The organism is Polaribacter vadi, assembly GCF_001761365.1.
Lineage (GTDB): Bacteria > Bacteroidota > Bacteroidia > Flavobacteriales > Flavobacteriaceae > Polaribacter > Polaribacter vadi.
Genome location: NZ_CP017477.1, coordinates 3,625,185 through 3,650,992, shown reverse-complemented (window position 1 = coordinate 3,650,992; position 25,808 = coordinate 3,625,185). Strand labels below are relative to the sequence as shown.

21 protein-coding genes and 1 pseudogene are annotated in these 25,808 nt (G+C 29.6%); 13 read left to right on the top strand and 9 right to left on the bottom strand.

What is annotated here, in order from left to right:
• Positions 1-55: 55 nt before the first annotated feature.
• Complete coding sequence (gene nusA / locus LPB03_RS15805) at positions 56-1,309, bottom strand: transcription termination factor NusA (protein ID WP_065320603.1); 1,254 nt, start codon at positions 1,307-1,309, stop codon at positions 56-58.
• An 11-nt stretch (positions 1,310-1,320) separates the two neighbouring features.
• Positions 1,321-1,782, bottom strand: coding sequence for a ribosome assembly cofactor RimP (gene rimP / locus LPB03_RS15800; RefSeq protein WP_065320602.1), 462 nt, complete (start codon positions 1,780-1,782; stop codon positions 1,321-1,323).
• A gap of 195 nt (positions 1,783-1,977) precedes the next feature.
• On the opposite strand from rimP, the gene LPB03_RS15795 reads away from it, so the two are divergent.
• Together LPB03_RS15795 and LPB03_RS15790 are read left to right on the top strand one after the other, a co-directional pair.
• Positions 1,978-2,808, top strand: coding sequence for a universal stress protein (locus LPB03_RS15795; RefSeq protein ID WP_065320601.1), 831 nt, complete (start codon positions 1,978-1,980; stop codon positions 2,806-2,808).
• 225 nt (positions 2,809-3,033) lie between these two features.
• A complete protein-coding gene (locus tag LPB03_RS15790; RefSeq protein ID WP_065320600.1) occupies positions 3,034-3,576 on the top strand; it encodes a hypothetical protein in 543 nt (180 codons plus the stop codon).
• Between the two features lie 80 nt (positions 3,577-3,656).
• Here LPB03_RS15790 and recR read toward each other — a convergent pair whose 3' ends face one another.
• Positions 3,657-4,274: a recombination mediator RecR gene (recR, locus tag LPB03_RS15785; RefSeq protein ID WP_065320599.1), complete on the bottom strand. Its 618-nt coding sequence runs from the start codon at positions 4,272-4,274 to the stop codon at positions 3,657-3,659.
• 184 nt (positions 4,275-4,458) lie between these two features.
• On the opposite strand from recR, the gene LPB03_RS15780 reads away from it, so the two are divergent.
• The 7 genes from LPB03_RS15780 to LPB03_RS15750 all read left to right on the top strand — a co-directional run bounded on the left by LPB03_RS15780 (position 4,459) and on the right by LPB03_RS15750 (position 15,388).
• Positions 4,459-5,898, top strand: coding sequence for a sodium:solute symporter (locus tag LPB03_RS15780; protein ID WP_065320737.1), 1,440 nt, complete (start codon positions 4,459-4,461; stop codon positions 5,896-5,898).
• Positions 5,899-6,183: 285 nt separating this feature from the next.
• The gene (locus tag LPB03_RS16690; protein ID WP_139059010.1) at positions 6,184-6,594 is read left to right on the top strand and encodes a hypothetical protein; all 411 of its coding nucleotides are present in this window, start codon (positions 6,184-6,186) and stop codon (positions 6,592-6,594) included.
• 585 nt (positions 6,595-7,179) lie between these two features.
• On the top strand, positions 7,180-11,754 hold the full coding sequence (locus tag LPB03_RS15770) for a collagen-binding domain-containing protein (RefSeq protein WP_070239029.1): 4,575 nt from the start codon (positions 7,180-7,182) through the stop codon (positions 11,752-11,754).
• Between the two features lie 367 nt (positions 11,755-12,121).
• The gene (gene pdxH, locus LPB03_RS15765) at positions 12,122-12,769 is read left to right on the top strand and encodes a pyridoxamine 5'-phosphate oxidase (protein WP_065320182.1); all 648 of its coding nucleotides are present in this window, start codon (positions 12,122-12,124) and stop codon (positions 12,767-12,769) included.
• 33 nt (positions 12,770-12,802) lie between these two features.
• On the top strand, positions 12,803-13,291 hold the full coding sequence (locus LPB03_RS15760; protein ID WP_065320183.1) for a SixA phosphatase family protein: 489 nt from the start codon (positions 12,803-12,805) through the stop codon (positions 13,289-13,291).
• Between the two features lie 10 nt (positions 13,292-13,301).
• A complete protein-coding gene (locus LPB03_RS15755) occupies positions 13,302-14,195 on the top strand; it encodes a Ppx/GppA phosphatase family protein (protein ID WP_065320184.1) in 894 nt (297 codons plus the stop codon).
• A 92-nt stretch (positions 14,196-14,287) separates the two neighbouring features.
• A complete protein-coding gene (locus LPB03_RS15750; protein WP_065320185.1) occupies positions 14,288-15,388 on the top strand; it encodes an OmpA family protein in 1,101 nt (366 codons plus the stop codon).
• 66 nt (positions 15,389-15,454) lie between these two features.
• Here LPB03_RS15750 and LPB03_RS15745 read toward each other — a convergent pair whose 3' ends face one another.
• Entirely contained in the window at positions 15,455-15,952 is a 498-nt protein-coding gene (locus tag LPB03_RS15745) for a thioredoxin family protein (RefSeq protein WP_083187310.1), read from the bottom strand.
• A 146-nt stretch (positions 15,953-16,098) separates the two neighbouring features.
• Positions 16,099-17,127 carry a tetraacyldisaccharide 4'-kinase gene (gene lpxK / locus LPB03_RS15740; RefSeq protein ID WP_065320186.1) on the bottom strand — a complete coding sequence of 343 codons (1,029 nt, stop codon included), beginning with the start codon at positions 17,125-17,127 and terminating at the stop codon, positions 16,099-16,101.
• A gap of 75 nt (positions 17,128-17,202) precedes the next feature.
• Between lpxK and LPB03_RS15735 the strand changes: the two genes are divergently transcribed.
• Both LPB03_RS15735 and LPB03_RS15730 read left to right on the top strand, forming a co-directional pair.
• The gene (locus tag LPB03_RS15735; RefSeq protein ID WP_065320187.1) at positions 17,203-18,297 is read left to right on the top strand and encodes a Nif3-like dinuclear metal center hexameric protein; all 1,095 of its coding nucleotides are present in this window, start codon (positions 17,203-17,205) and stop codon (positions 18,295-18,297) included.
• A gap of 2 nt (positions 18,298-18,299) precedes the next feature.
• Positions 18,300-19,073, top strand: coding sequence for a zinc ribbon domain-containing protein (locus tag LPB03_RS15730; protein WP_065320188.1), 774 nt, complete (start codon positions 18,300-18,302; stop codon positions 19,071-19,073).
• A gap of 363 nt (positions 19,074-19,436) precedes the next feature.
• On the opposite strand, the gene LPB03_RS15725 is transcribed toward LPB03_RS15730, so the two are convergent.
• The 4 genes and pseudogenes from LPB03_RS15725 to LPB03_RS15715 all read right to left on the bottom strand — a co-directional run bounded on the left by LPB03_RS15725 (position 19,437) and on the right by LPB03_RS15715 (position 24,193).
• Complete coding sequence (locus LPB03_RS15725) at positions 19,437-21,413, bottom strand: DUF349 domain-containing protein (protein WP_065320189.1); 1,977 nt, start codon at positions 21,411-21,413, stop codon at positions 19,437-19,439.
• Positions 21,414-21,526: 113 nt separating this feature from the next.
• Complete coding sequence (locus LPB03_RS16800) at positions 21,527-22,249, bottom strand: shikimate dehydrogenase family protein (RefSeq protein WP_437438324.1); 723 nt, start codon at positions 22,247-22,249, stop codon at positions 21,527-21,529.
• A gap of 15 nt (positions 22,250-22,264) precedes the next feature.
• Positions 22,265-23,269 (bottom strand): annotated as a pseudogene (locus LPB03_RS16795) (DUF368 domain-containing protein); the annotation flags it as partial.
• Positions 23,270-24,193, bottom strand: a complete 924-nt coding sequence (locus tag LPB03_RS15715; RefSeq protein WP_065320191.1) for a polyprenyl-phosphate transporter — start codon at positions 24,191-24,193, stop codon at positions 23,270-23,272. It lies immediately after the preceding pseudogene.
• 98 nt (positions 24,194-24,291) lie between these two features.
• On the opposite strand from LPB03_RS15715, the gene LPB03_RS15710 reads away from it, so the two are divergent.
• Together LPB03_RS15710 and LPB03_RS15705 are read left to right on the top strand one after the other, a co-directional pair.
• Positions 24,292-25,077, top strand: a complete 786-nt coding sequence (locus tag LPB03_RS15710; protein WP_065320192.1) for an MBL fold metallo-hydrolase — start codon at positions 24,292-24,294, stop codon at positions 25,075-25,077.
• A 26-nt stretch (positions 25,078-25,103) separates the two neighbouring features.
• Positions 25,104-25,640, top strand: a complete 537-nt coding sequence (locus LPB03_RS15705; protein WP_065320193.1) for a superoxide dismutase family protein — start codon at positions 25,104-25,106, stop codon at positions 25,638-25,640.
• The last annotated feature ends 168 nt before the right edge of the window (positions 25,641-25,808 follow it).

Genomic DNA, 25,808 nt, shown 5'->3' with positions numbered 1-25,808 from the left:
TATAATTGTAAAAATATAAATTTTTACGTTACTTCTTTAATACTATCCATAATAATTATTCAAATTCTTCTTTAAGAATTCTTTGAACATCCATGATAGTTTCTTCTTCTAAATCAGTTCTTTTCACTAATTCTGCAACACTAGTTTCTAATACACTTCTTGCAGTATCTAATCCTATTTTCTTGAATTCTGTAATTACCCAGTCTTCAATTTCATCGGTAAATTCTGTTAATTCTACATCTTCTTCTTCTAAGCCTTCTCTCTTAACATCTATTTCGTAACCAGTTAACTCACTTGCTAAACGTATGTTAACTCCACCTCTACCAATTGCTTTTGATACTTCTTCTGGTCTTAACAAAACACTAACTCGTCCTTTTTTACCATTTCTTTCTTCCTCATACATTTCAATTTCCATTGAGGTAACCTTTGCAGGGCTCAAAGCTCTTGAAATGAATAATTGTTCGTTTTTGGTATAGTTGATAACATCAATATTTTCGTTACCTAATTCACGTACAATTCCGTGAATTCTTGAACCTTTAACACCAACACAAGCTCCAACAGGATCTATTCTATCATCATAAGAATCTACAGCTACTTTTGCTTTTTCACCAGGAATTCTTGCAACACCTTCTACAGTAATTAAACCGTCGAAAACTTCAGGAATTTCTTGCTCAAATAATTTATTTAAAAATGCTGGTGCAGTTCTAGATAAAATTATTGCTGGCTTATTTCCTCTTAATTCAACTGTTTTTATAACACCTCTTACAGAATCTCCTTTTCTAAAGAAATCTGAACGAATTTGTTCACTTTTTGGCAATACAATTTCGTTTCCATCATCATCTAACAAAATAATTGCATTGTGACGAATGTGATGTACTTCTGCTGTATATAATTCACCTTCTAAATCTTTAAAATGTTTAAAGATATTTGTACTATCGTGTTCGTATATTTTTGATATTAAGTTTTGACGTAATGCTAAAATTGCTCTTCTACCTAAATCTATTAACTTAACTTCTTCAGAAACATCTTCACCAATTTCAAAATCGGGTTCAATTTTTCTTGCTTCTGTTAATTCAATTTCTTCATTATCATCTTCAGAAAAACCATCTGCAACAACAACTCTATTTCTCCAAATTTCTAAATCTCCTTTATCTGGGTTTATAATGATATCAAAATTATCATCTGAACCAAACTTACGTTTTAAGGCAGCTCTAAATACTTCTTCTAAAATAGACATTAATGTTACTCTGTCTATACTTTTATTATCTTTAAATTCTGAAAACGAATCAATTAATGCTATATTTTCCATTACATCTTTACTTAAAATACAATCTTCACTTTTGCCTCTTTAATATCTTTATAGTCTATAGTTGCTGTTTTTAATACAGTAACTTTACCTTTACCTATTGGTTTTGGCTCTCTAACTTTCCAAGTTAGTACAATTTTATTAGTATCTGCTTCTGTTAAAGTACCTTCAAACTCTTCTTCAGCAGTTTTTACTGTTAATATTCTGTTGATATTTTTAACATACTGCCTCTTATCTTTTAACGGATGAGAAATATCTGGAGTGGTAACTTCTAAAGAAAAGTCTTCTTCTTCTCTATCTAAACTATTTTCAACATTTCTGCTGATTCTAATACACTCACTTAATGGAACTCCATTATCTCCATCTACAGTGATTTGAATTTTATTATTAACAGAGATTGACAAATCTATTAAAAATAACGTTTCATTCAGCGCTAAAGCCTCGTCTACTAAATCCTTTACCTTGGTTTGATTCATGCTAAAATCTTATAATTTCCTCAAAAAACATTGCTTCTGAGTATAAAAAGAGGGGACTTTAAGTCCCCTCATTTATCAAATTACTGCTAAATTCGGTGCAAATATACGAATACTTTGCTATTTATCAAACGTAATTATATTCATTTTTTTTTGTAACTTTAAATACATCAATTTTAACCTAAAAATTCTACCACCATGAAAAACATTTTAGTTCCTATAGATTTTTCAAAAAAATCTGAATTTGCCTCTAAAATGGCAGCAAGAATTGCTAAGAAATCTAATAGTGTTGTTTACCTTTTACACATTATAGAACTACCAACAGGTGTTGTAGATATGGGGCCTGCAAGCAGTTTTAGCATTCCTGAAAGCATGTTGTATTTAAGAAAGATAAGAGAACGTATTTTAGAATTTAAAAATAGTTTTTTTAGCAAAAGTACTCAAGTGCATTATGCGATAAAACTACAAACTCCCTATGAAGGTATTTTAAAATATGCTGATAAAATTAATGCGGATTTAATTGTAATGGGTTATAAAGGGCAATCTGAGTTTGAAGAAATTATTATTGGCTCTAACACAGAAAAAGTAGTAAGAACAGCCAAAATGCCAGTAATTGTCGTAAAAAAAGACAATGAAAAATTTAGAATGAAAAATTTAATATTTGCCTCTAGCTTTAAAAATGAAGATAAAAAAGAAGTTTTTAGGAAATTTTTAGAGTTTGCAAATCATTTTGATAGTAAAATACATTTACTAAAAATAAATACACCCTCAAAATTTGAAAGTACGCAAGAAGCCACTGAAAAAATCGAAAATTTTATTGAAGGATTTGATTTACCCAAATATTCCATCAATATATATAATGACGCTTTAATTGAAAAAGGGATTTTAAACTTTGCCAATAATATTAATGCAGATTTAATTGCCTTAAGCACAAGTGGTAGAACTGGTTTATCGCATTTATTTTCTGCAAGTGTCACCAAATCTTTATCAAAAAAAGCATCAAAACCTATTTTAACGATTAGAGTTTAGTTTAAAAAAACTAATATTTACAGACATGTTAAATTGATTATTAAAACAGATTAATACGTTGAACACAGCTACTATAAAATTTACATTTTAGTTAAAACTATTTTTCAAATAAATTATATTTACAGGAGAATAGTAATTTAAAAATTACGATATCTAGTTTAAATTTACGGAACATATGTAATAAAAGTACTATATAATGAGCTGTAAGCAACCAAAAAAAACAAAATGCAAAAAAGTGAAAAAGGAACTGAAAATTCGTTGAATAAGATTAGTGAACTAGATTCTATTTTAAATAATCTTTCAGAATATTATTCGAAATTAAAAAATGAAGAAATTTCACGTGAAGAAATATTTGATTCTTTATATCTTGTTTTAAAAGAAGAAAAAAATTGGGAACACCCCTTAGATTTTTGGAGTTTAACAATTGAATATAAAAAAGCTCTAAAATTATTATCAGATTTCGATTTTAAAATACTAAAGAATACAGTTGAAACTTCAGGTGAAATAATACCAAAAGATTTATTAATGAACTATAAAGTTCGAATTAAATCTAAAGGACTAATTTGGATAATTCACAAATATGATGTAGACCCATTTCCTTCTAATCCTCACGCACATTTAATTGAAAGTGGAATAAAATTAGATTTATCAAATGGTAAATGTTTTAATAAAAAGGAATTAGTATACACTTTAAAGGAAAGGGATTTACTTTTTATAAGACAAAAAGCGGAAGAAAAAAAATTTGTATTACCTGAAATAGAAAGATAAAAAGGCAGCTTATAAAATCCATATATAAGTAATAAAATTCCAAAAATTTAAATCATCAATATATTAATTACTATCAAAATTTAACCTCTTATACTCTGCTCAAAAGGAATTCTATTTACAATACTTCTTCCTAAAGTAACTTCATCTGCATATTCAAGTTCATCACCAACTGCAATTCCTCTTGCAATTGTAGACGTTGTAATATCGAACTTTTCTATTTGTTTGTAAATGTAGAAATTTGTGGTATCACCTTCCATTGTTGAACTTAACGCAAAAATAAGTTCTTTAATTTCTCCGTTTTTTACTTTGGTAATTAAGGAATCTATCTTTAAGTTTTGTGGTCCAATTCCTTCAATTGGCGATATTTTTCCACCTAAAACATGATACAATCCTTGAAATTGAGACGTGCTTTCAATAGCCATTACATCTCTAATATCCTCTACTACACAAACAATTTCTGGGTTTCTTTTTGGATTCTGACAAATATTACATAAAAGTGTATCAGAAATATTATGACATTTTTCGCAGTTTTTTACATCATTTCTTAAATGCAACAAGGCTTCAGACAAAAATTTTGTATTTTCTGAAGGTTGTTTTAATAAATGTAAAACCAAACGCAAAGCTGTTCTTTTGCCAATTCCTGGCAAACGTGAAACTTCATTTACAGCGTTTTCTAATATTTTTGATGAAAAATCCATAGTTGGCGAAATTAATACTTTTCATCAGAAAAAAGAAGATAGAAAACAGAGAAAAATCACTCTAAATTTCTAGGGTTAATTTTCTATTTCCATCTTGTTTTTTGTTTCGATTTAAATCTTGTTGCTATTATATTTTCTAAACGACAAAAAACCTATATTCGTAGCTTTAAAAAGTAAATTAAAAATGCAACCAATTCATATTATCTTATTAATTGTAGGTTATTTTTCTGTCTTGATTTTTATTTCTTACATCACAGGAAAATCTGCAAACAACAAAACTTTTTTTAAGGCAGACAACTCTTCTCCTTGGTATTTAGTGGCTTTTGGTATGATTGGCGCTTCACTTTCTGGTGTAACTTTTATTTCTGTTCCTGGTTGGGTAGAAGCGCAAAGTATGAGCTATATGCAAATGGTTTTGGGCTATATTGTTGGGTATGCAGTAATTGGCTTGGTGTTACTTCCTCTTTATTATCGATTGAATTTAACATCAATTTACACCTATTTACAAGATAGGTTTGGTAATTATTCTTACAAAACTGGTGCTAGTTTCTTTTTATTATCAAGAACAATTGGAGCCGCATTTCGACTTTTCTTAGTGGCAAATGTGTTGCAATTATTACTGTTTGATGAATATGGAATTCCTTTTTGGGTAACTGTAACCATTACAATTCTACTAATTTGGTTGTACACTTTTAAAGGCGGAATTAAAACTATTGTTTGGACAGACACTTTACAGACATTATTTATGCTAATTGCTGTTGGTGTTTGTATTTATACGATTTCTGACGAATTACAAATTAGCAATATTTTTAGCTATGTTGCAGAGAGCGATCTTTCTAAAACCTTCTTTTTTGAAGATGTAAAAACTGGCGATTATTTTTGGAAACGCTTTTTAGCAGGCGCTTTTGTTGCTATTGTTATGACAGGTTTAGACCAAGATATGATGCAGAAAAACTTAACCTGCAGAAACTTGAAAGACGCTCAAAAAAACATGTTTTGGTTTACAATAGTTTTAGTAATCGTAAACTTTTTCTTTTTAGCTTTAGGTGTTTTGTTAACAGATTATGCTCAAAAAAATGGAATTGACGCTCACAAAGACGAGCTTTTTCCGATAATAGCTACAAAAGGCACATTAGGCTTGGCAACTGCCATTTTCTTTTTATTAGGTTTAATTGCAGCTGCATATTCTAGCGCAGATTCTGCTTTAACTTCTTTAACAACTTCATTTAGCATCGATATTTTAGAGATTGATAAAAAACAATCTGAAGAAAATCAAGAGAAGACAAGAAAGAGAATTCATATTATTTTCTCTTTTATATTAATTGGTACCATTTTAATCTTCAAATATTTTATTGCTGATGAAAGTGTAATTGCTAAAATATTTACGTTTGCAAATTATACGTATGGTCCACTTTTAGGCTTATACGCTTTTGGCTTGTTCACGAAAATAAAGGTAAAAGATACTGCAGTTCCTTTTATTTGTATTGCATCTCCTTTTATAACTTTTTTTATAAATTACGTATGTTTAAATGCATTCAATTTCGATTTTGGTTTTGCGCTTTTAATTTTAAATGGACTCGTTACTTTTATCGGTTTATACCTTTTTAGAAAAACAACTATTTAAATTTTTAGTATTTTTTTAACTATTTGTTTTTTTATATAAAAAAAAACAATATATTTATCATACAATAAAATCCCCAAGTATGAACACCTCTATAAAAAATTGTCACACAGGCAAGGCTAAAACTGCTACCACAAAATTCTGTTACGCTAATCTATTTAGCGATATTAAAACAGGATATTCCATATTACATTCAGAAAAAGAAAAGCACTTTTTTCGAGATTAGTCTTTATATATACTAAATCTCAGCTAAAAGCTATTTAAAAGAATTCATTCTAACCCCAAGTTATGAAATCAAATAAAGAAGTGTTTTTATTAAAATGCAGTACTTTATCATCTAAAATTTTTACATTTTCTTTAAATTTTAGTAGTGATACTACAGTTGCATGCACAAAAAACAACGATTCTTTCTGGATATTAAAAAATAAAAAACATACAAATACAGTATCAACACCATTAAATTTAAAGAATCTTACGCATTTTGAAACATCGAAAAAAAGCACAAAATCTATCGATATTTTAAAGTTGAAATTGATCATTAAGAAAAGAGATACCTCATCCATAGAAATAACAAAAAATGTAAATTATTTTAACTACATCCCTAATGTTCTTAAAAAAAATGCATCTATGGGTGTGGACATCTCTATTAACTTTAACTATATATCATACAAAAAAGAGATACTTCATCTGCAGAAATAAAAAAGAAATCTGCAAACTACATCCCTAATGCTGTTAAAGACCTTACAACTGCGGATGAAGACAACTCTACAAAAGCATACTAAATATAATTGTAGTTTTAAATTTTAGAATATAAATATTAATTAAATTTCATTACTTTTGTAAATTATTCAAGTTCAATAAACTAAGGAAATTTAAAATTTAATATTTTTTTTTAATGTTATACTTTTCAATAAACTAAGGCAAACTGTTTTTCATCGAAAATAAAGCCTGTTTTAAAGAAAAATTAACCCCTAAGAAAAAAAGATAATTAATTTTGTTCTTGAATTTTAAAGTAGTAAACCCTAATTAAAAACTTTTTCAATTATGAGAAACCCTAATCTGCAAAATTTGCTGAATGTTCAGCGAAAAAATATCGAAAATATTTATTTATATCTATAAGCTAAACTTTTAAAAAAAAGTATTTAAAAAACCTATTTGTAGAATTTATTTTATAGTAAAATAATTTGCAGATAAAAATTTAAATTCTTTCCTAAGTCCAAAACCTCTAAGTTTTGTTCGTAAGATAATAAAAGTTGTAACCCTAATTATAACCTTTTTCACACCATGAAAAAAATTACAGTAAGTATTATACTAGCACTTTTAGGTGTAGTTAATTTCACAAATGCCCAAAGCCCTACAGATCCTGCTCAAGGCTTTAATGTCTTTATTGAAAACGATGTAACTCTACAACAAAACGAAACTGATGGAGGTATTGCTTTAGGTGGAGATTTAACAATTAAAGGTACTTATGTCATAGCTGGTCATGATGTAAATCAATTTAAAGTTAATGGTGTAAAAGTTGGTTTGGTAGTTGGTGGGAAAGTAGACTTTAATGCTAGTACTAATGGTGATATTAAAATCAATTCAAGCAACTATGTGAAAATTGGGAATGGAACTGGTAGTATGGTTTGGTATAAAGACAATAATAACGCTAATGGAAATATAGTTATTAATAAAAGTGGAAGCCAATATTGGTCTAATCCAAAAATATCTATACAAACAAATGCGCCTGCTTTAGGGGTAAGCGCTACAAATAACCCTGTTATAGAAGGTAATATTATTGATTTTAATGCAGCTTTTCAAACCATGAGAGCTTCATCTACAAATATTTCTCAAAATGCAAATAACGCTCAATTAACAAATCCTAATGGAGATCCGATTTCAAATACTAATTTACCTAATCAATTAAAAATAAATTTACAAAACGGTATTAATTATTTAAATGTTACTGGGACAGATTTAAATCAGGTTACAAATGGTATTACATTTAATAACAAACCAAATTCTTCTAGAATCTTAGTAGTTAATGTAGATGCACAAGGAGCTTTCAATTGGAATGTTTGGAACCAAGCTGGTATTGGTGATCAAGAAGGCTCTTATATATTTTATAATTTCTACAACACAACAAATCTTACTATTGCTGGTAATAATACTATAAAAGGTACAATATTCGCTCCATTTGCTGATATAAGTAAAACTAATAACTGGGGAAACATTGATGGGCAAGTAATTGGAAAATCTTTAGTTCATGCAGCAGGTGAAATGCACTATGAGCGTTTTGAACAGGCAATTGAGCCATCTTGCACTATAGCAAACAATACAACATCAATAGCAGATATTACAGAAGGACAAACAAAAACATTAACAGGTGCTCCAACAGGAGGAACTTGGTCAATCGTTTCTGGAGGAGGAACTATCAATGGAACAACCTATACACCAGCAGATATCAATACTGATACTACTGTTGTAATTCGTTATACAATTGCTGCAGATGGTAGTTGTGCTGCAACTTCTGATGATGTAACTTTTACAGTAACACCAGTTTGTGATGTAGTTGCTGACAATACAACATCAACAGCAGATATTACAGAAGGAGAGACAAAAACATTAACAGGTGCTCCAACTGGAGGAACTTGGTCAATCGTTTCTGGAGGAGGAACTATCTCAGGAACAACATACACTCCAGCTGATATCAACACTGATACTACTGTTGTAATTCGTTATACGATTGCTGCAGATGGAGATTGTGCTGCAACTTTTGATGATGTAACTTTTACAGTAACACCAGTTTGTAATGTAGTTGCTGATAACACAACATCAACAGCAGATATTACAGAAGGACAAACAAAATCATTAACAGGTGCTCCAACTGGAGGAACTTGGTCAATCGTTTCTGGTGGTGGAAACATCAATGGAACAACGTACACTCCAGCAGATATCAATACAGATACTACTGTTGTGATTCGTTATTCAATTGCTGCAGATGGAGATTGTGCTGCAACTTCTGATGATGTTACTTTTACAGTAACACCAGTATGTAATGTAGTTGCTGACAATACAACATCAACAGCAGATATTACAGAAGGAGAGACAAAAACATTAACAGGAACTCCAACTGGAGGAACTTGGTCAATCGTTTCTGGAGGAGGAAACATTTCTGGAACAACATACACTCCAGCTGATATCAATACTGATACAACTGTTGTAATTCGTTATACAATTGCTGCAGATGGAGATTGTGCTGCAACTTCTGATGATGTTACTTTTACAGTAACACCAGTATGTGATGTAGTTGCTGATAATACAACATCAACAGCAGATATTACTGAAGGAGAGACAAAAACATTAACAGGTGCTCCAACTGGAGGAACTTGGTCAATCGTTTCTGGAGGAGGAAACATTTCAGGAACAACCTATACACCAGCTGATATCAACACTGATACAGATGTCACAATTCGTTATACAATTGCTGCAGATGGAGATTGTGCTGCAACTTCTGATGATGTAACTTTTACAGTAACCCCAGTTTGTGATGTAGTTGCTGATAACACAACATCAACAGCAGATATTACAGAAGGAGAAACCAAAACATTAACAGGCACTCCAACTGGAGGAACTTGGTCAATCGTTTCTGGTGGTGGAAATATCAATGGAACAACCTACACTCCAGACAATATCAATACTGATACTACTGTTGTAATTCGTTATACAATTGCTGCAGATGGAGATTGTGCTGCAACTTCTGATGATGTAACTTTTACAGTAACTAGTTCTGGTTTAGGATCAATTGGAGATACAGTTTGGTTTGATACAGATGGAGATGGACTTAAAGATGCAGGAGAAAACGGATTAGGAGGAGCAACTGTAACTTTAGATCCAGGAACACCAAGTAATTCAGCAGATGATGTAACAACGACAACAGATGCAAATGGAAACTACTTATTTGATAATTTACCAGCAGGTGTTTATACAGTTACTGTAGATTTAAGTACTGTAACTTCAGGGATTCCATCAGGTAAAACAATTGCGGATTTAATTCCGACATTTGATGCAGATGGAGTAGGAACTGCAAATACAAGTACTGTTTCTTTATCATTAGAAGAAACTAATTTAGATCAAGACTTTGGGTATAGCGTTTCTTCAGGAGGTGTAAATACAGGAAATGATGGAGGAATTGAATCAGAATCTTTAGGAGATGCCTTGACTAAATTGTATGTAGGAAGAAAGAAAAATTCTGTACCAACAGAATTTGTAAAGTCAGAAGCAAACTTGTATAATAAATCTAAAATGAAGTCTGTTCAGCCTTATCAAGGAAAAGGACAAACGATGTTAGATATGTTTCCAACTGAATTAGTAGCAGGAAATGTAGCGAATATAACATCGCCAACAGATATTTTAGATATCACAACAGCAGATGAAGTATTAGCTGTAGATTTCTCTTTAGATGGCGAAACAAAAGGTGTTGTATTAGGAATTAAAACCACTGATAAGGTTTACAATCATACAAAAGCATCTTGTGATCGTTTAAGAGGAGCAGAAATTTTAAATATTCAGACTGTACAAGTAAAAGGGTATAATTTCTTAATGCAAGGAATTAAACAAAGAAATGGTGTTGTAGAATATGCAATTTCTTTTGCAACAGCAAAGAACAATAACGATACCAATTATACAATTCAAACAAACTGGTATGTAAATAATTACACCAAGTTTAATGATGTATATAACTTTCAAGTATGGTCTACAAAGCCAGCAGATACTCAAAAGTTAGTTGCTGATGTTTTAAATAACTTACAATCTTTTATTCCTGTAAAACAAACAGAAATTCAGAAAGTTCCAGAAACATATGCATCTAAAATTTATAGAGATAAAGCTGAATTAGTTGTGATGTTAAGAAGTACAGAAGAAGGAAATACTGCAGAAGTATCTATGGTAGAATTGTATTCTGAAACTGCCAATAACATTAAGCACAGAACTAATTCTTTAAGCACAGAGATTCAACAAAGTTTACGATTAGACATCGCAGATGGATATGAATATGATGGATTGGTAAAAGTAGATAACGAAGTAGAGGATGCATTTTATCATGCAGATGGAAACTGGGGATTAGACTTTGACAAGCGTTATACAGAAATCAAAAACTACTTTGTATGGAATAATTTCGACAGAGAGTATAAAGATGATGAGTATGCTATCAACAGAGATGTTGAAGTGAAAGCAACTAGTGATTATGATTACCTAACAGTATATAAATCATTATTACCTGGAACTATCTCAGCAGATTACTCTGAGTATAACTATGTAGCTTTTACAGCAAAAGGATCAGGTTTAATGGAATTAGGTTTAATAAAATCTTCAATACAAGACTGGAAAGCACAGTATAGAGTAATGGTTGATTTCTCTGAGGAAGAGCAAACATATTATGTTCCTTTTGAAATATTCACCTCAAGTGCGAGTCAAAATAAAATGACAGCAGAAGATTTAACAACGTTAACATTTACCTTTTTACCAGTAGAAGCACAAACAAATGAGTTAGATTTAAAAATCTCTGACGTTCGTTTTGCAAAAACAGCAGTAGAAGGACAAATCGTAAATAAGATAGATAAGTTTGAGAATGAATTTATGGCGTATCCAAACCCATCTCAAGGAAATGTAAACTTGTTATTATTCAGTGAAACAGATACAGAAGCAACTGTAACTTTATCAGATATTACTGGTAAAATTATTTACAGTCAAAAAGCTACGTTAAATGCAGGTAAAAACGAGTTAGATTTTAACTTTAAAGTAAAAACTGGAGTAATGCTTTTACAAGTAACTAGTAATGCAACTAATTACGGAACATCTAAAATTATTTTTAGATAAAAAATAAGTTAGTAGTTTCGAAAATTTTTAGGGGTATCAATTTCAAACTATTAATTTCAAAAGAGCTGATGCAAATCAGCTCTTTTTTTTATTTCATAGAATATCCATATTTCAAATTAAAGTGAATCTCTGTTAAAGTATTATCATATATGAGCTGCACTAAGAAATTAAAGTTTTTAGACTTCAAGATATTCCTAAATACCTTAGCTTTAAGGTATAATTTTTCAAACTAAATATTTATACCTTGTAATTCATTGTAAAATAAAAATGTTAACCTCACTATCGTTTCTTAACAACTTAAGTAATCAAAATTTTCTTATTAAAAATCTTTAAAAAATTAATATTTTTACAACGTTAAATTATAAAAATGGCAAAAGACCTAAGTAATTATAGAAAATCTTACGAAAAAGAAGAACTTTTAGAAAGTAACTGTCCAGAAAACCCAATGGAATTGTTCCAAAAATGGTTTATAAATGCAGATAATTCTGAAGTTGTTGAAGAAACAAATGCCATGACAGTTGCTACAATAGGTAAAGATGGTTTTCCTAAAAGTAGAGTTGTTTTACTAAAAAAATATACTTGGGAAGGTTTCATTTTTTATACAAACTATAACTCAGAAAAAGGAAAGGCAATTGAAGATAATAATCATATTTGTATTTCATTTTTTTGGCCAGCTTTAGAACAACAAATCATTATAAAAGGAGTTGCAGAAAAACTAGCCGAAAATTTATCTGATGGTTATTTTGAATCAAGACCAGATGGAAGTAAACTAGGTGCTTGGGCTTCTGAACAAAGTAAAGTAGTTTCATCTCGTGAAGAGTTAGATGAAAATTTAAAAACTTTTGAGCAAAAATTTGATGGCAAAGAAATACCTAGACCCAAACATTGGGGTGGTTTTTTAGTAAAACCCGTTTCTTTAGAGTTTTGGCAAGGAAGACCAAACAGAATGCATGACAGAATAAAATATTCGCTACAAGAAGATTTTTCTTGGAAATTAGAAAGATTAGCACCTTAAATTTTTATATTTACAATTCATTAATCAAATTAAATGAAAACACTTTACATAGTTCGTCATGCAAAATCTTCTTGGAAATATTCTGGGATTGAGGATATTGACAGACCTTTAAAAAAACGTGGTATTAAAGACGCACATTTAATGTCTAAATTTTTATCGAAGGAAATAGCAAGGCCTGACGTTTTTATTTCTAGTAGTGCAAATAGAGCTTTGCATACAGGAATTATTTTCTGCGAAAACTTAGAATACCCTCTAGCTAATCTTCAAATTAACAGACAATTGTATAGTTTTAGCGATGGTTATTTAGTAAAAACTGTGTATGCTTTAGATGATGCTTTTAACTCTGCCATTATTTTTAGTCACGATCATGGTATTAATACCTTTGTAAATAAGTTTGGAAACACTCCAATTGCGCATGTTTCTACTTGCGGAATTATTGGTATTAAATTTCAAGAAAAACACTGGAAAAATATAAAAAAGGGAAAAACTTTTATGGTAGAATTTCCTAAAAATCATAAATAATTGTAGCTTTTTGGAAATAAAAAAATACGGTGCAATCGATATAGGTTCAAACGCAATTAGATTATTAATCGCTAACGTAATTGTTAAGGAAGGAAGAGAACCGCAATTTAAAAAATCTTCTTTAGTACGTGTGCCAATTCGTTTGGGAGCAGATTCTTTTGTAAAAGGGATTATTACTGAAGAAAATATTAAAAGAATGTTAGATGCTATGGAAGCTTTTAAACTTTTAATGAGAGTGCATAATGTAGAACGTTACAAAGCCTGTGCAACTTCTGCAATGAGAGAAGCTAAAAATGGCGTTGAAGTTGTTGATAAAATTTTTGAGGAGACTGGTGTAAAAATTGATATTATTGGTGGCAAAGAAGAAGCTGCCATAATTTCTTCGACAGATTTAAGTGAACTTATAAGTGGAGATAATTCTTACTTATATGTTGATGTTGGTGGAGGAAGTACTGAATTTACAATATTTTCTGGTGGAAAAATTACCATTTCAAAATCTTTTAAAATGGGAACTGTTCGTTTGTTAAACAACAAAAAAGCTGTAAACAAAGAAATTTTTGCCAATGTTGAAAAGTGGATAAAGAAAAACACAAAAGACTTAAAAAACTTATCTTTAATTGGTTCTGGAGGTAACATTAATAAACTCTTTAAAATGTCTGGTAGAACAGAAGGAAAACCAATTTCTTACATTTATTTAAATGCTCAGTATTTATTTTTAAAACAAATGAGCTATCAAGAAAGAATCTCTGAATTAAGCTTAAACCCTGATAGAGCAGATGTTATTATACCTGCTGCAAAAATTTACTTATCTGCCATGAAATGGAGTGGAGCAAGAAAAATATATGTTCCTAAAATTGGTCTTTCAGACGGAATTATAAAAAGTTTATTTTACAACAAGTTATAATTTTAAAATTTTGCTATCAACTTATAAATGTTTTTAGTACTTTTGGCACAATCGTTATTTACCAAACTAAAGTATTGTTAATGTTAAAGAGTATGAAAAAATTTCTATTAAGTATAGCTATTTTAATGATGGCTACTATTACTTTTGGTCAAGATTTACCAGAAAATCCAGAGCCAGGAAAATGTTATGTTCGTTGTAAAACTCCAGATATATATAAAAATGAAACTATAAATGTTGCTGTTTCTCCAGAATACAGAAAAATTGTTACGTTTCCTGCTGAATATAGAACCATTCAAGAAAAAGTTTTAATTAAAGAAAGTGGTCAAGAAGTAAAAATTGTTCCTGCTGTTTGGGGTACTCAAGAAGTTACTTATTTTGAAAAAGAAGATGGTACACGATTAGAATCTCAAAAAGCTGTTTTTATTCAAGGTTTTGAAACTGTTGAAACAAAAGCTGCTTCTGCAAGTTGGGAAATGAGTGAGAAAATGCCAAATTGTGATTCTGATGATCCAGATGATTGTAGATATTGGTGTTACAAGCCATTACCTGCTGAATTTAAAACAATGCCAGTAGAAAAATTACAAAGTGATGCATCTGTGGTAAAAATTCCTATTCCTGGTGTTAGAAAAACGTACCAAAGAAAAGTAATGGTAAAACCACCCAGTACAACTTTGGTAAAAACTGAAGCAGAATACCAAACAATAGAGAAAACTGTTTTAGTAAGAGATGCAAGAACTGAAGAGGTTGTGATACCTGCTGTTTTTAGATCTGTTACCAAAGAAATTTTAGTACAAAAAGGAGGGTTAACTTCTTGGAAAGCTGTAGACTGTCAATTAATTGACAATACACCTTTACCAATTAATTGGGATTTTTCTAGTGCTACTTTAAATGAAGGTGCAAAACAAATTATTGATGCTCGTTTATTACCAATTTTAAATGATGGTGTTGCTGTTTTTATTGAATCTCACACAGATATGAGAGGAACAAAAAAAGACAACCAAGAATTGTCTGACAGAAGAGCAAAAGCTGTTACAGATTACTTAATATCTAAAGGAATTAACTTAAGCCAATTATATGCAAAAGGTTTTGGAGAGTCTAGATTATTAAATAAATGTTCAGATGATGTTGTTTGTTCTGAAGCTGAACATGCTATAAACAGAAGAACTACTTTTAGAGTTGTAAATCAAAAATAACAAATAGCTTAAAATCTATTTAACATATATAAAAAAACGAAGCAAATTTGCTTCGTTTTTTTTTGTTTAATATTTTAAGATAACTGATTGGAAAAAAGGATAATAATATTCCGTCATTACATAGCCTTTTTTTTCTGCTATTTTTTTTCCTCTATGATTTACCATCATTAAAGTAGGGAACGCTCTTACTTTGTATTTGCTTTGCAAATATAAATTTTCATTCATTTTATCCGCAGAAATTATATCTGTTCTTCTAGGAATATCTACTTCTAATAACACCAAATCTTTATCTGCTAATGCTTTAAATTTTTCGGTATGAAATAAATCTTTGTCTAAAATTTTACATGGACCACACCAATCTGAACCTGTAAAATACATTAAAACAGGTTTATTTTCTTTTTTTGATTTTTTTAAAGCTTCTTTATAAGTAGCAACCCAATCCAATTCGATTTTGTTAACAACTTCAATTTCAGCTACCTCAACTTCAGTTGAATCTATCTGTTGAGAAAATGAGGTTTGATAAGCTAAAAGGCTAACCATAAAAAACCCAAATAATTTATTCATAATCTTTTAATTTCTTCAAAAGTATCAAAAATAATACCATAATAAAATATAAACTGTGACTTGTTAAACTTTATTGTGTCCTAAATATGTTAGTAATCACATTTTAAATGTTTCTAGCAAAAATTCAAAAAGAGAAACCGATGTTTTTAACATCGGTTTTGTTGTATATGATTCATAATTAATTTATCAAAACCATCTTGTTGATTGTCTAAAAAACTGGTTTCTATAGGAATATAAAAAAGGTTTTCAATACTTTTTTCTAAGCGAACAAAATCTTTTTCTGTGGTTAAAATTATTTTTTTTGTTGATGTAAGAGCATCAAACTCTAGTTGTATGTTTTCTATTTCTGTTGATGAAAAATTATGATGATCTGCAAACTTTAAATGTTTAAAATCTATTTTTTTATTATTTAAAAAACCTAAAAGAGGATTTGGATTTGCGATTCCTGTAACTAATAAAATTTTATAATCTTTTAACTCATCAATAGAAATAATATTTTTTGATGATAAAATTGCTCCATAAGAAATTGTCGTAAAAAATACTTCTTTTTGATATTTCTCTAATTTCCTTTTAATCGTTTCTTGTTGTTGCTGATTTAAATCTGCAGGACATTTTGTTACTACAATTACATTTGCTCTTTTTGCTCCACTTCTACTCTCTCTTAAATTTCCTGTTGGCAACAAAAAATCATCTGTAAATAAATCATCGAATTTGGTGAGTAAAATGTAAAAACTGCCTTTTACTTTTCTATGTTGATAGGCATCATCTAACAAAATAAGTTCTGGCGACTTACTTTTTATCAATTGTTGAATGCCTTCTACCCTATTTGCATCAACTGCAACATCTATATTTTTAAATTTTTTGAAGTATTGCAAAGGTTCATCACCAACATCTAAAGCAATATGAGCATCATTTAACAGCACAAAACCAGTTGTTTTACGTTTGTAACCTCTGCTTAAAACTGCCACTTTAAATTGCTTATTGAGCAATCTTATCAAATATTCGATTTGAGGCGTTTTTCCAGTTCCTCCAACACTTAAATTACCAACCACAAGTACTGGAATTTTAAAAGAGGTTTGCTTAAAAATGCCAACATCAAAAAATAAATTTCTGGTTGTTGTTACAACATCATAAATAATTGCAAACGGAAATAATAAGAATCGTAAAAATTTCATCAACTCAAAAATAAGGCATTTTTATGGATTGATGAATGGAAAATGTTAACTTTGAGTTTTATATAATTTCATTTTATGATCATTCAAAACATTACAAATTACATTGAGGAATTAGCGCCTTTACACTATGCTGAAGATTTTGACAATGTTGGCTTGTTAATTGGCAATTATCAAACAGAAGTTACTGGGGTTTTAGTAACTTTAGATACTTTAGAGGAAACTGTAGATGAAGCTATTGCTAAAAATTGCAACTTAATTGTAAGTTTTCATCCTATTATTTTTGGTGGATTAAAAAAAATCAACGGAAATAATTATGTAGAGAGAGTGGTTTTAAAAGCGATACAAAATAACATTGCTATTTATGCAACACACACTGCTTTAGATAATTCTAAAAACGGAGTTTCTGCAAAAATGTGTGAAGTTTTAGGGTTGATGAACACTAAAATATTAATCCCTAAAAAAGGAATTATAAAAAAACTTACAACCTATGTTCCTATTGATAAAGCTTCAACATTAAAAGAAAAGTTATTTGAAGCTGGAGCAGGAAGTCTAGGAAATTACGATTTGTGTTCTTTTGATGTTCATGGTACTTCTTCTTTTCGAGGAAATGAAGATTCAAATCCTACTTTTGGCAAGAAAGGCGAACTTACAAAAAGAGAAGAAACCAAAATTTCTGTAGTTTTTGAGAGCAAAAATGAAAGTGCCATTTTAAAAGCTTTAAAAGGAAATCACGCATATGAAGAAGTTGCCTACGAAATTGTAACTACAGAAAATGTATATCAAAATATTGGTATGGGAATGATTGGTGAGTTTAAAACTGAAATGGACGAAAAAGATTTTTTAGCATATCTCAAAAAAACAATGAAAACCGATTGTGTTCGACATTCTGCACTCATCAATAAAAAGATAAAAAAAGTGGCAGTTTTGGGTGGATCTGGAAGTTTTGCCATTTCTAACGCAAAAAAAGCTGGTGCAGATGCGTATATTTCTGCAGATTTTAAATATCATGAGTTTTTTAAAGCCGAAAACAGTATACTTTTGGCAGATATTGGACATTATGAGAGCGAACAGTTTACAAAAAACCTTTTGGTTGATTATCTTACAAAAAAATTTAGTAATTTTGCAGTCATTTTATCAGAAAAAAGTACAAATCCTATATATTACATATAAACATGGCAAAGAAGAAAGAAATTTCGGTTGAAGCAAAATTAAGAGCATTGTATGATTTACAATTAATAGACTCTAGAATTGACGAAATTAGAAACGTTAGAGGTGAACTACCTTTAGAAGTGGAAGATTTAGAGGATGAAGTTGCTGGATTAAATACAAGAGTTGCAAACTTAAATAAAGATGTTACTAGTTTAGAAACAGATATTAATAACAAAAAGTTAGCAATAGATGAATCTAATTCGTTAATGAAAAAATACGATGAGCAACAACAAAAGGTTAGAAATAACAGAGAGTTTGATTCTTTATCGAAAGAAATTGAATACCAAGATTTGGAAATTCAATTAGCTGAAAAAAGAATTAACGAGTATAAAGCTAAAATTGCTCAAAAGAATGAAGTAATTGATGCTACTAAAGAAAAATTAGCAAAACAAGAAGCTCATTTAGGTCATAAAAAAGCTGAATTAGATGCTATTTTAAAAGAAACTGAAAAAGAGGAAGCACTTTTGATAAAAAAATCGAAAGAATTTGGTGAATCTTTAGATGAGCATTTATATACTGCTTATAATAGAATTAGAACCAAAGTTAAAAACGGTTTAGCAGTTGTTGCCATAGAACGTGGAGCTTCTGGAGGTTCTTATTTTACAATTCCACCACAAGTACAGTTAGAAATAGCGAACAGAAAGAAAATTACTATAGACGAACATAGTGGACGTATTTTAGTAGATGCTGCTTTAGCTGAAGAAGAAAAAGAAAAAATGGATAAGATGTTTTCTTAATCTAAAAGAAATAAAATAGTAAAAAACTCGAAGTGAAAGCTTCGAGTTTTTTTGTGGTGTTTATTTTGGGTTGATTACTAAGTTTGATGTGATACTTTTCTGATTTGTATAGTTATTATTAAACTTATTATCTTACACAGTTTTATTACAAATAGTCTTAGAACACCCAGTTTGTCTTGCCGAAAGCATCTCAAACAAAATGGTTTTTCTTGGGTTTGATCTCTCAAAGTTTATAAGCTTTGTGCGAGATTTCTACAAAATAACAAACTGTGTGAGGTCTGTTTTATTTCCTAACTGACATTTTTAACCCAAAAAAAAACTCAAAACATAGTTTTGAGTTTTCTTAAATTTTAAATATTGTAATTAATTATCTAAATTTTTAAGATAATTTAATTTTTGCTCCCAGATTAAAACATCTTCTTTAAATTTAGCTACTTGATTTTTTACATTCATCACTAAAGGATTGTTTGGTTTTGCATTGGAAAAGAAACCTAAATTATTTTCTAATTGTTGAATTTCTTTAGTCGCTTCATCTATCTTTTTTCTAATAAAAAATTGCTCTGACTCTAATTTTCTCTGATCATTATCAGCTACATAACCATCTACAACTGTTGTAAACTTTAACATAGAAATCTCAGCTTTATCTAAAGACAAAGTTTCAAACATTTTATCTATTTGCTTGTTAAACTTCCCTTCTAAATGTCGCATGTTTCTTGGCAAAGTACCTAATGCTCTCCAATCTTTTATAGCACTTAAAATTGCTTCTTTAGTAGCTAGTTTCGTTTCCTTTAAGTTTTCTAAAAACTCTTTTTTAACAGTAACGTTTGCTTGTTCTTCTTTACTTACGTTATTTTTCTGTTGATGTAATCTATCAAAATAATGATTACAAGCTGCTTTAAAACGTTTCCAAATATCATCAGAAAATTTACGAGGTACATGCCCAATATCTTTCCAATCTGCTTGTACTTTCTTTAATGTATTTGTCGCATTTTCCCAGTCTTCACTTTCTTTTAAAGACTCAGCTATTTCAATTAATGCAATTTTCTTTTTTAAATTTTCTTGTTGCCAATTCTTTTCCTCTTTGTAAAAAACATTTTTGGCACTGTTAAATTTCTTTGTCGCTTTTTTAAATTTTTGCCAAACTTCTTCACTTTTAGTATAAGGCAATTTACCTGCATTAAAATATTGTTTTCTTAACGCTTCAATATCGTTTATACTTTTTTGCCAATCACTATGATTTTTATTATTAGAAGTATCATACGCATTAATAGCTTCAATAACTTCTAATTTCTTCTCAGTAATTTGCTGATATTTAGAACGCATTTCTTTAAAATAATCATGTCTTTTATCATGAATTATTTTAGTTGCTTCACTAAATTTATGCCAAATTTCTTCACGCATTTCACTGGCAACTGGTCCAATATCTTCTTTCCAAATTTTGTGCAGATCTTGCAGTTCTTTCGATGCAAAATTTACATCAGCTTCATTAGCTAAAGACTTCGCTTTTTCTATAATCTGTAATTTTTGCTCTAAATTATTTTTAAACTCTAAATCTCTAAAATCGTTACTTAAGTTTAATAAGTCGTAAAAACGCTCTACATGATGATGATAAATTTTCCAAGTATCATTATAATACGTTTTTGGTACAGGACCAATGGATCTCCAAGAATCTTGAATATCCTTGAATTTTTTATACATAGTTGTGGCATCTGCCTCATCTATTAGCTCCTTTAAATCTTCGATAACCTTTACTCTTTTCTCTAAGTTAGAGTTTAATTGTTTGTCAATTTCGATGTAATAAGCGTCTCTTTTCTTTTTATATTCAGATAATAAAGAATTGTATTCTTCTTTAACTGGTAACGAAAACTGAAAATCGATACTGTTTCCACCTTCAGCCAAAAAAGCTTTTTTCTTTTCTGCAACAAAAGCTCCAAACTTTTTATTAAAAGCGCTTTTAACCTCTTCTACTTGCACTTTTATTTTCTGAACAGGATTGTCGCTTATAATCTTTTTAAGACTTGCTACTAATTCCTCAAGACTAAATTTGGAATAATTTACAGCTTCAACTTCTTCCTGAGCATTTTCTTTAGTGTCATTATTCTCTGAATTTTCTGCTACAGATTTTTCAATTTCATCTACAGCCTCTTTATTTTCATCAATAATTTCAGCTTTTTTTTCTTCTTTTAATTCAGTAGCTTCTTGAACAACTTCAACATCTTTTGAGGTTTCTTCTTCTGTAGTTTGTGCAACAGTTTCTTGTTTACTACTTTCTACGTTATTTTCTGTTTCTCCAGATGTTAACTCGTTTTTGTCTAAATTTTGATTGGCATTATCTAACATATATACAATGTTTAAAGGTCTTAATATAATACTATAATTATATTGTTTGTAAAAATACAGACAACTTATGGCAATCACAAGTTATCATTATAAGTAAAATTTATTATTTATGATTATTGATTCCAAATTCTCCACGATTCTTCTGCTTGTAACTCTAACATTTGCAAACCATTTTTAGTAATTGCTTCTTTTTCTTTTCCTTTTGATAAAAAAGTAGAAATTGCTGGATTGTAGATTAAATCGTATAAAATATGGTTTTTTGTGATAAACTGATAAGGAATATTCGGACATTTATCAATATCTGGAAAGGTTCCTAAAGGTGTAGAATTAATAATAATTGTATGTTTCTCCATAACTTCTTTCGTTAAACTGTTGTACGAAATTTCTTTTTTTCCTTCAGGATTTCTAGAAACAAATTTGTATTTAATATCATTTCTTTTTAAAGCGTATGCAATTGCTTTGGATGCGCCTCCAGTTCCTAAAATTAAAGCTCTTTTATGATGTTTTTTTAACAACGGAATTAAAGAATTTTCAAATCCAACCACATCTGAATTATAGCCTTTTAAATTACCTCTTTTTGTAAACTTGATTGTGTTTACAGCACCAATTTTTTTAGCAGTTTTATCAATCTTACTCAAAAAAGGAATAATTTCTTCTTTGTAAGGAATGGTTACATTAATGCCTTTTAAGTGCTCATTTTCATCTATAATTGTTGGAAAGTCTTCTATATTTTGCAAATCGAAATTTACATATTTACTTTTTTTAAGTTTTAATTTTTCAAACTTATCCGTAAAATATCCTCTTGAAAATGAATAGGAAATATTTTTTCCTAACAAACCATATAATTTATTTTTTCTTCTCCTATCATAATAATCGATTGCTAATATTAATCCGATTCCCAAAAATATAAAGAATAGCGCTAACACTGTTTCTAAATTTAAAATTTCTGGTATAAAACGTTCGTAATTTTCTACTATTTTATTTCCTTTTGAATCTAAAGAAATTACACCATTATCAGTTACATATATTGTTTTTTTCCAAGGCCAAACAATGCCTAAAGAACCTGTTATAAAACCAATAATAACAGCATTTACAATTTTATGATAATGTTTTAAAACATAGCCTAAAAGATGAGAAATAGTCACTAAACCAAATGCAGAACCACTTGTAAATACAGCGATTATTTTTAAATATCTCACTTTTATAGGATCTGATAAAACATCAAAATTACCAGTAAGTAGATTGGTCATTACATTTAACAAAACATTTACAGAATCTACCAACAGCAACACATAATTGCCCAATAATATTAAAATAAAAGAACCAGAAAGTCCAGGCAATGTCATTCCTGTAACACCAATAATTCCACAAATAAACACAAACCAAAGATTATCGTTTTCAATTGCTGGTGTTAAAAAACTAATTCCTAAACCAATACTTGCTCCAACAACTAACGAAATAAAATTCCTTTTTGTCCAACCTCCAAAATCTTTCCCTATATAATAAATCGAGCCAATGATCATTCCAAAAAACCAGCTCCAAACATAGAGTTCGTAATTTTTCAAAAAATAATCTAATAGTAAAGAAACGCTAAAATAACTGAAGATACTTCCACCCATTACAAGGAAAATAAATTGCGCATTTGTGTAGTGATAAAATTTCTTGAACTCTCCTGCCAATAATAATTTTAAGGCTTTAAGATTCACTTTTTGAAAAGAGTAAATCAGCTCCTCATAAAAACCTAAAACAAAAGAAACGGTTCCTCCAGAAACGCCAGGAACTTTATTAGCAGCACCCATTGCTAGCCCTTTAAAGAACAACATTACTTTTTGCGGAAAAGTTCTTTCTTGTAGCATTTACTGTTTTTTAACAGCTAATTTTTCCATCAATAAAATAAGCGCAAAACCAACAATTGCCAAAATAATGGCTGGCATTAATTGAGAATCGCCCTCAAAAGATAAAGGAGAAACGCTTTGTTGATTAAAAGGTACTTTGAGTCCATGAGAATTTGTTCGCCAAGTTAAGGTTTCTTTCCAAGGCCAAATTTTGTTTAAAGAACCGATTATAAAACCAGTTAAAACTGCTAATGTGTAGTTTTTATAATTGACAAACAACCATTTTAAAACTTTAGAAAATGCTAATAAACCAACAACTGCACCTGTCATAAAAATGATAATCGTTTTAAAATCTCTATTGGTAACAGCATCTAAAATTGGTTTGTAAGCACCTAATAAAACCAAAATAAAAGAACCTGAAATTCCTGGTAAAATCATTGCACAAATTGCAATAGCACCTGCAAATAAAATATATAAGGAAGATGAACTTTCAGAAACTAACGGATTTAAAGTAGTAATATAATACGCTAAAAATGCACCTAAAACCAAGATGATTATGGATATAAAATTCCATTTTGTAATTTGCTTTGCGATATAAATAATACTCGCCAATACCAAACCAAAAAAGAAAGACCATAATAAAATAGGCTCATTTTCTAATAGATATTTAATGGCTTTTGCTAAAGAAACAATACTAATAAAAATACCGATAAATAAGGCTAATAGAAAATTACCATTTAATTGTTTCCAAGCCGCTTTAAATCCATCTTTTTTCAACGTTTTAAACAACCCTAGATTTACGTTGCTAATAGAACCTAATAATTCTTCGTAAATACCAGATATAAAAGCAATGGTACCTCCAGAAACTCCTGGAACTACATCTGCAGCACCCATTGCCATTCCTTTCAAACCAATTACCAGATAATCTTTAATTTTTCTACTCATTATCAATTTTTTAAAAAACGAAGATAAAAGAATTTAAAGAAATGATACCAAGATTTTTTTTCATTATTCTTATCTTTGAGTTAAACAAAATTCTAAAAATGAAAAAACAACTTATCTTAGGAACTCTTTTTGCAACTATTTTTTTTGCTTGTAAAAATGATGTAAAAAAAACTGCTGATAAAGAAACGACTCCTATTGAAGAGTCAATAGCAATTTCTAGCACTAAAATAACACCAATAAGTCATGCAACTGCAGTGATTGAGTTCGATGATACTATGATGTATTTAGATCCAACTGGTGGTTCAGAGGCTTTTAATGATTTTGAAAATGCCCATTATGTTTTAATTACAGACATTCATGGAGATCATATGGACAAAGAAACTCTAGCAGGGTTAGATCTAGAAAACACTACTATTATTGCTCCAGAAGCTGTTGCAAAACAACTAAGTGATTTAAAAGTAAAAGAAATAATTGTCATCAATAATAATGAAGAAAAAAGTTTCGACAATTTTAAAGTTGAAGCAATACCCATGTATAATTTAAGAGAAGAAGCTTTAAAGTTTCATCCTAAAGGAAGAGGAAATGGTTATGTTTTAACGATTGATAATGAACGAATTTACTTTTCTGGAGATACAGAAGACATTCCTGAAATGCGCAATTTAAAAAATATCGACAAAGCTTTTGTGTGTATGAACTTACCTTATACAATGACTGTAGAAAGTGCTGCTGATGGTGTTTTAGCTTTTAAACCAACAAAAGTATATCCTTATCATTACAGAGGAACTGAAGGTTTAAGTGATGTTGAAAAGTTTAAAACAATTGTAAACGAAAAAAATACGGATATTGAAGTAGTTCAATGGAACTGGTATCCAAACAGAAAATAATTATTAACTAAAATTAGAGATTACATATGAAAAATTTAAAACTGAATACTTTAAAAACAGGAATCTTAGTTTGCTGTTTAGCATTATTCTCTTGTACAGAAAATGCAGACAAAACAGCAGTCGCTAATTTATCTCCAAAAAGCGGAAGTAATGTTACTGGAACCTTAACTTTTACAGAAAGTAATGGAAAAGTAATGTTGAAAGCAACCATTAAAGGTTTAACACCTGGAGGAACGCAAGCCATTCATATTCACGAAAATGGAGATTGCTCTTCTGATGATGGAACCTCTGCTGGAGGACACTGGAATCCATCAGGACATGATCATGGAAAATGGAAAGAAGGAGATTTCCATAGTGGAGATATTGGAAACTTAGAAGCAGATGAAAATGGTGTTGCAACCATAGAAAAAGAAAGCGATTTCTGGGCTATAAATGGCGATGATGAAACTAAAAACATTGTTGGCAAAGGAATTATTGTACATGCAGGAGTAGATGATTTTAAATCTCAACCTTCTGGAGCAGCTGGAGCAAGAGTTGCTTGTGGAGTTATTGAAGTACAGTAATTTTACAAAATATTTTAACTATAGAAAGCCACTAATTTTTTAGTGGCTTTTTTTTGTTTGGTTTTTAAGTTATTTGAAATACAATAAGTTAGATTGTTGAGATTTAAATTATTGAATTAAATAAATTATATTTACGGAACAACAGTAATATAAAAATTATCATATCAC

Coding starts and splice junctions, on each gene's coding strand:
- lpxK (WP_065320186.1), bottom strand. CDS start 17,127: ATGAAATTTTTACGATTCTTATTATTTCCGTTTGCAATTATTTATGAT.
- rimP (WP_065320602.1), bottom strand. CDS start 1,782: ATGAATCAAACCAAGGTAAAGGATTTAGTAGACGAGGCTTTAGCGCTG.
- LPB03_RS15705 (WP_065320193.1), top strand. CDS start 25,104: ATGAAAAATTTAAAACTGAATACTTTAAAAACAGGAATCTTAGTTTGC.
- LPB03_RS15715 (WP_065320191.1), bottom strand. CDS start 24,193: ATGAGTAGAAAAATTAAAGATTATCTGGTAATTGGTTTGAAAGGAATG.
- LPB03_RS15750 (WP_065320185.1), top strand. CDS start 14,288: ATGAAAAAATTTCTATTAAGTATAGCTATTTTAATGATGGCTACTATT.
- LPB03_RS15745 (WP_083187310.1), bottom strand. CDS start 15,952: ATGAATAAATTATTTGGGTTTTTTATGGTTAGCCTTTTAGCTTATCAA.
- LPB03_RS15790 (WP_065320600.1), top strand. CDS start 3,034: ATGCAAAAAAGTGAAAAAGGAACTGAAAATTCGTTGAATAAGATTAGT.
- LPB03_RS15735 (WP_065320187.1), top strand. CDS start 17,203: ATGATCATTCAAAACATTACAAATTACATTGAGGAATTAGCGCCTTTA.
- LPB03_RS15760 (WP_065320183.1), top strand. CDS start 12,803: ATGAAAACACTTTACATAGTTCGTCATGCAAAATCTTCTTGGAAATAT.
- LPB03_RS15710 (WP_065320192.1), top strand. CDS start 24,292: ATGAAAAAACAACTTATCTTAGGAACTCTTTTTGCAACTATTTTTTTT.
- pdxH (WP_065320182.1), top strand. CDS start 12,122: ATGGCAAAAGACCTAAGTAATTATAGAAAATCTTACGAAAAAGAAGAA.
- LPB03_RS15780 (WP_065320737.1), top strand. CDS start 4,459: ATGCAACCAATTCATATTATCTTATTAATTGTAGGTTATTTTTCTGTC.
- LPB03_RS15730 (WP_065320188.1), top strand. CDS start 18,300: ATGGCAAAGAAGAAAGAAATTTCGGTTGAAGCAAAATTAAGAGCATTG.
- recR (WP_065320599.1), bottom strand. CDS start 4,274: ATGGATTTTTCATCAAAAATATTAGAAAACGCTGTAAATGAAGTTTCA.
- nusA (WP_065320603.1), bottom strand. CDS start 1,309: ATGGAAAATATAGCATTAATTGATTCGTTTTCAGAATTTAAAGATAAT.
- LPB03_RS15795 (WP_065320601.1), top strand. CDS start 1,978: ATGAAAAACATTTTAGTTCCTATAGATTTTTCAAAAAAATCTGAATTT.
- LPB03_RS15770 (WP_070239029.1), top strand. CDS start 7,180: ATGAAAAAAATTACAGTAAGTATTATACTAGCACTTTTAGGTGTAGTT.
- LPB03_RS16690 (WP_139059010.1), top strand. CDS start 6,184: ATGAAATCAAATAAAGAAGTGTTTTTATTAAAATGCAGTACTTTATCA.
- LPB03_RS15725 (WP_065320189.1), bottom strand. CDS start 21,413: ATGTTAGATAATGCCAATCAAAATTTAGACAAAAACGAGTTAACATCT.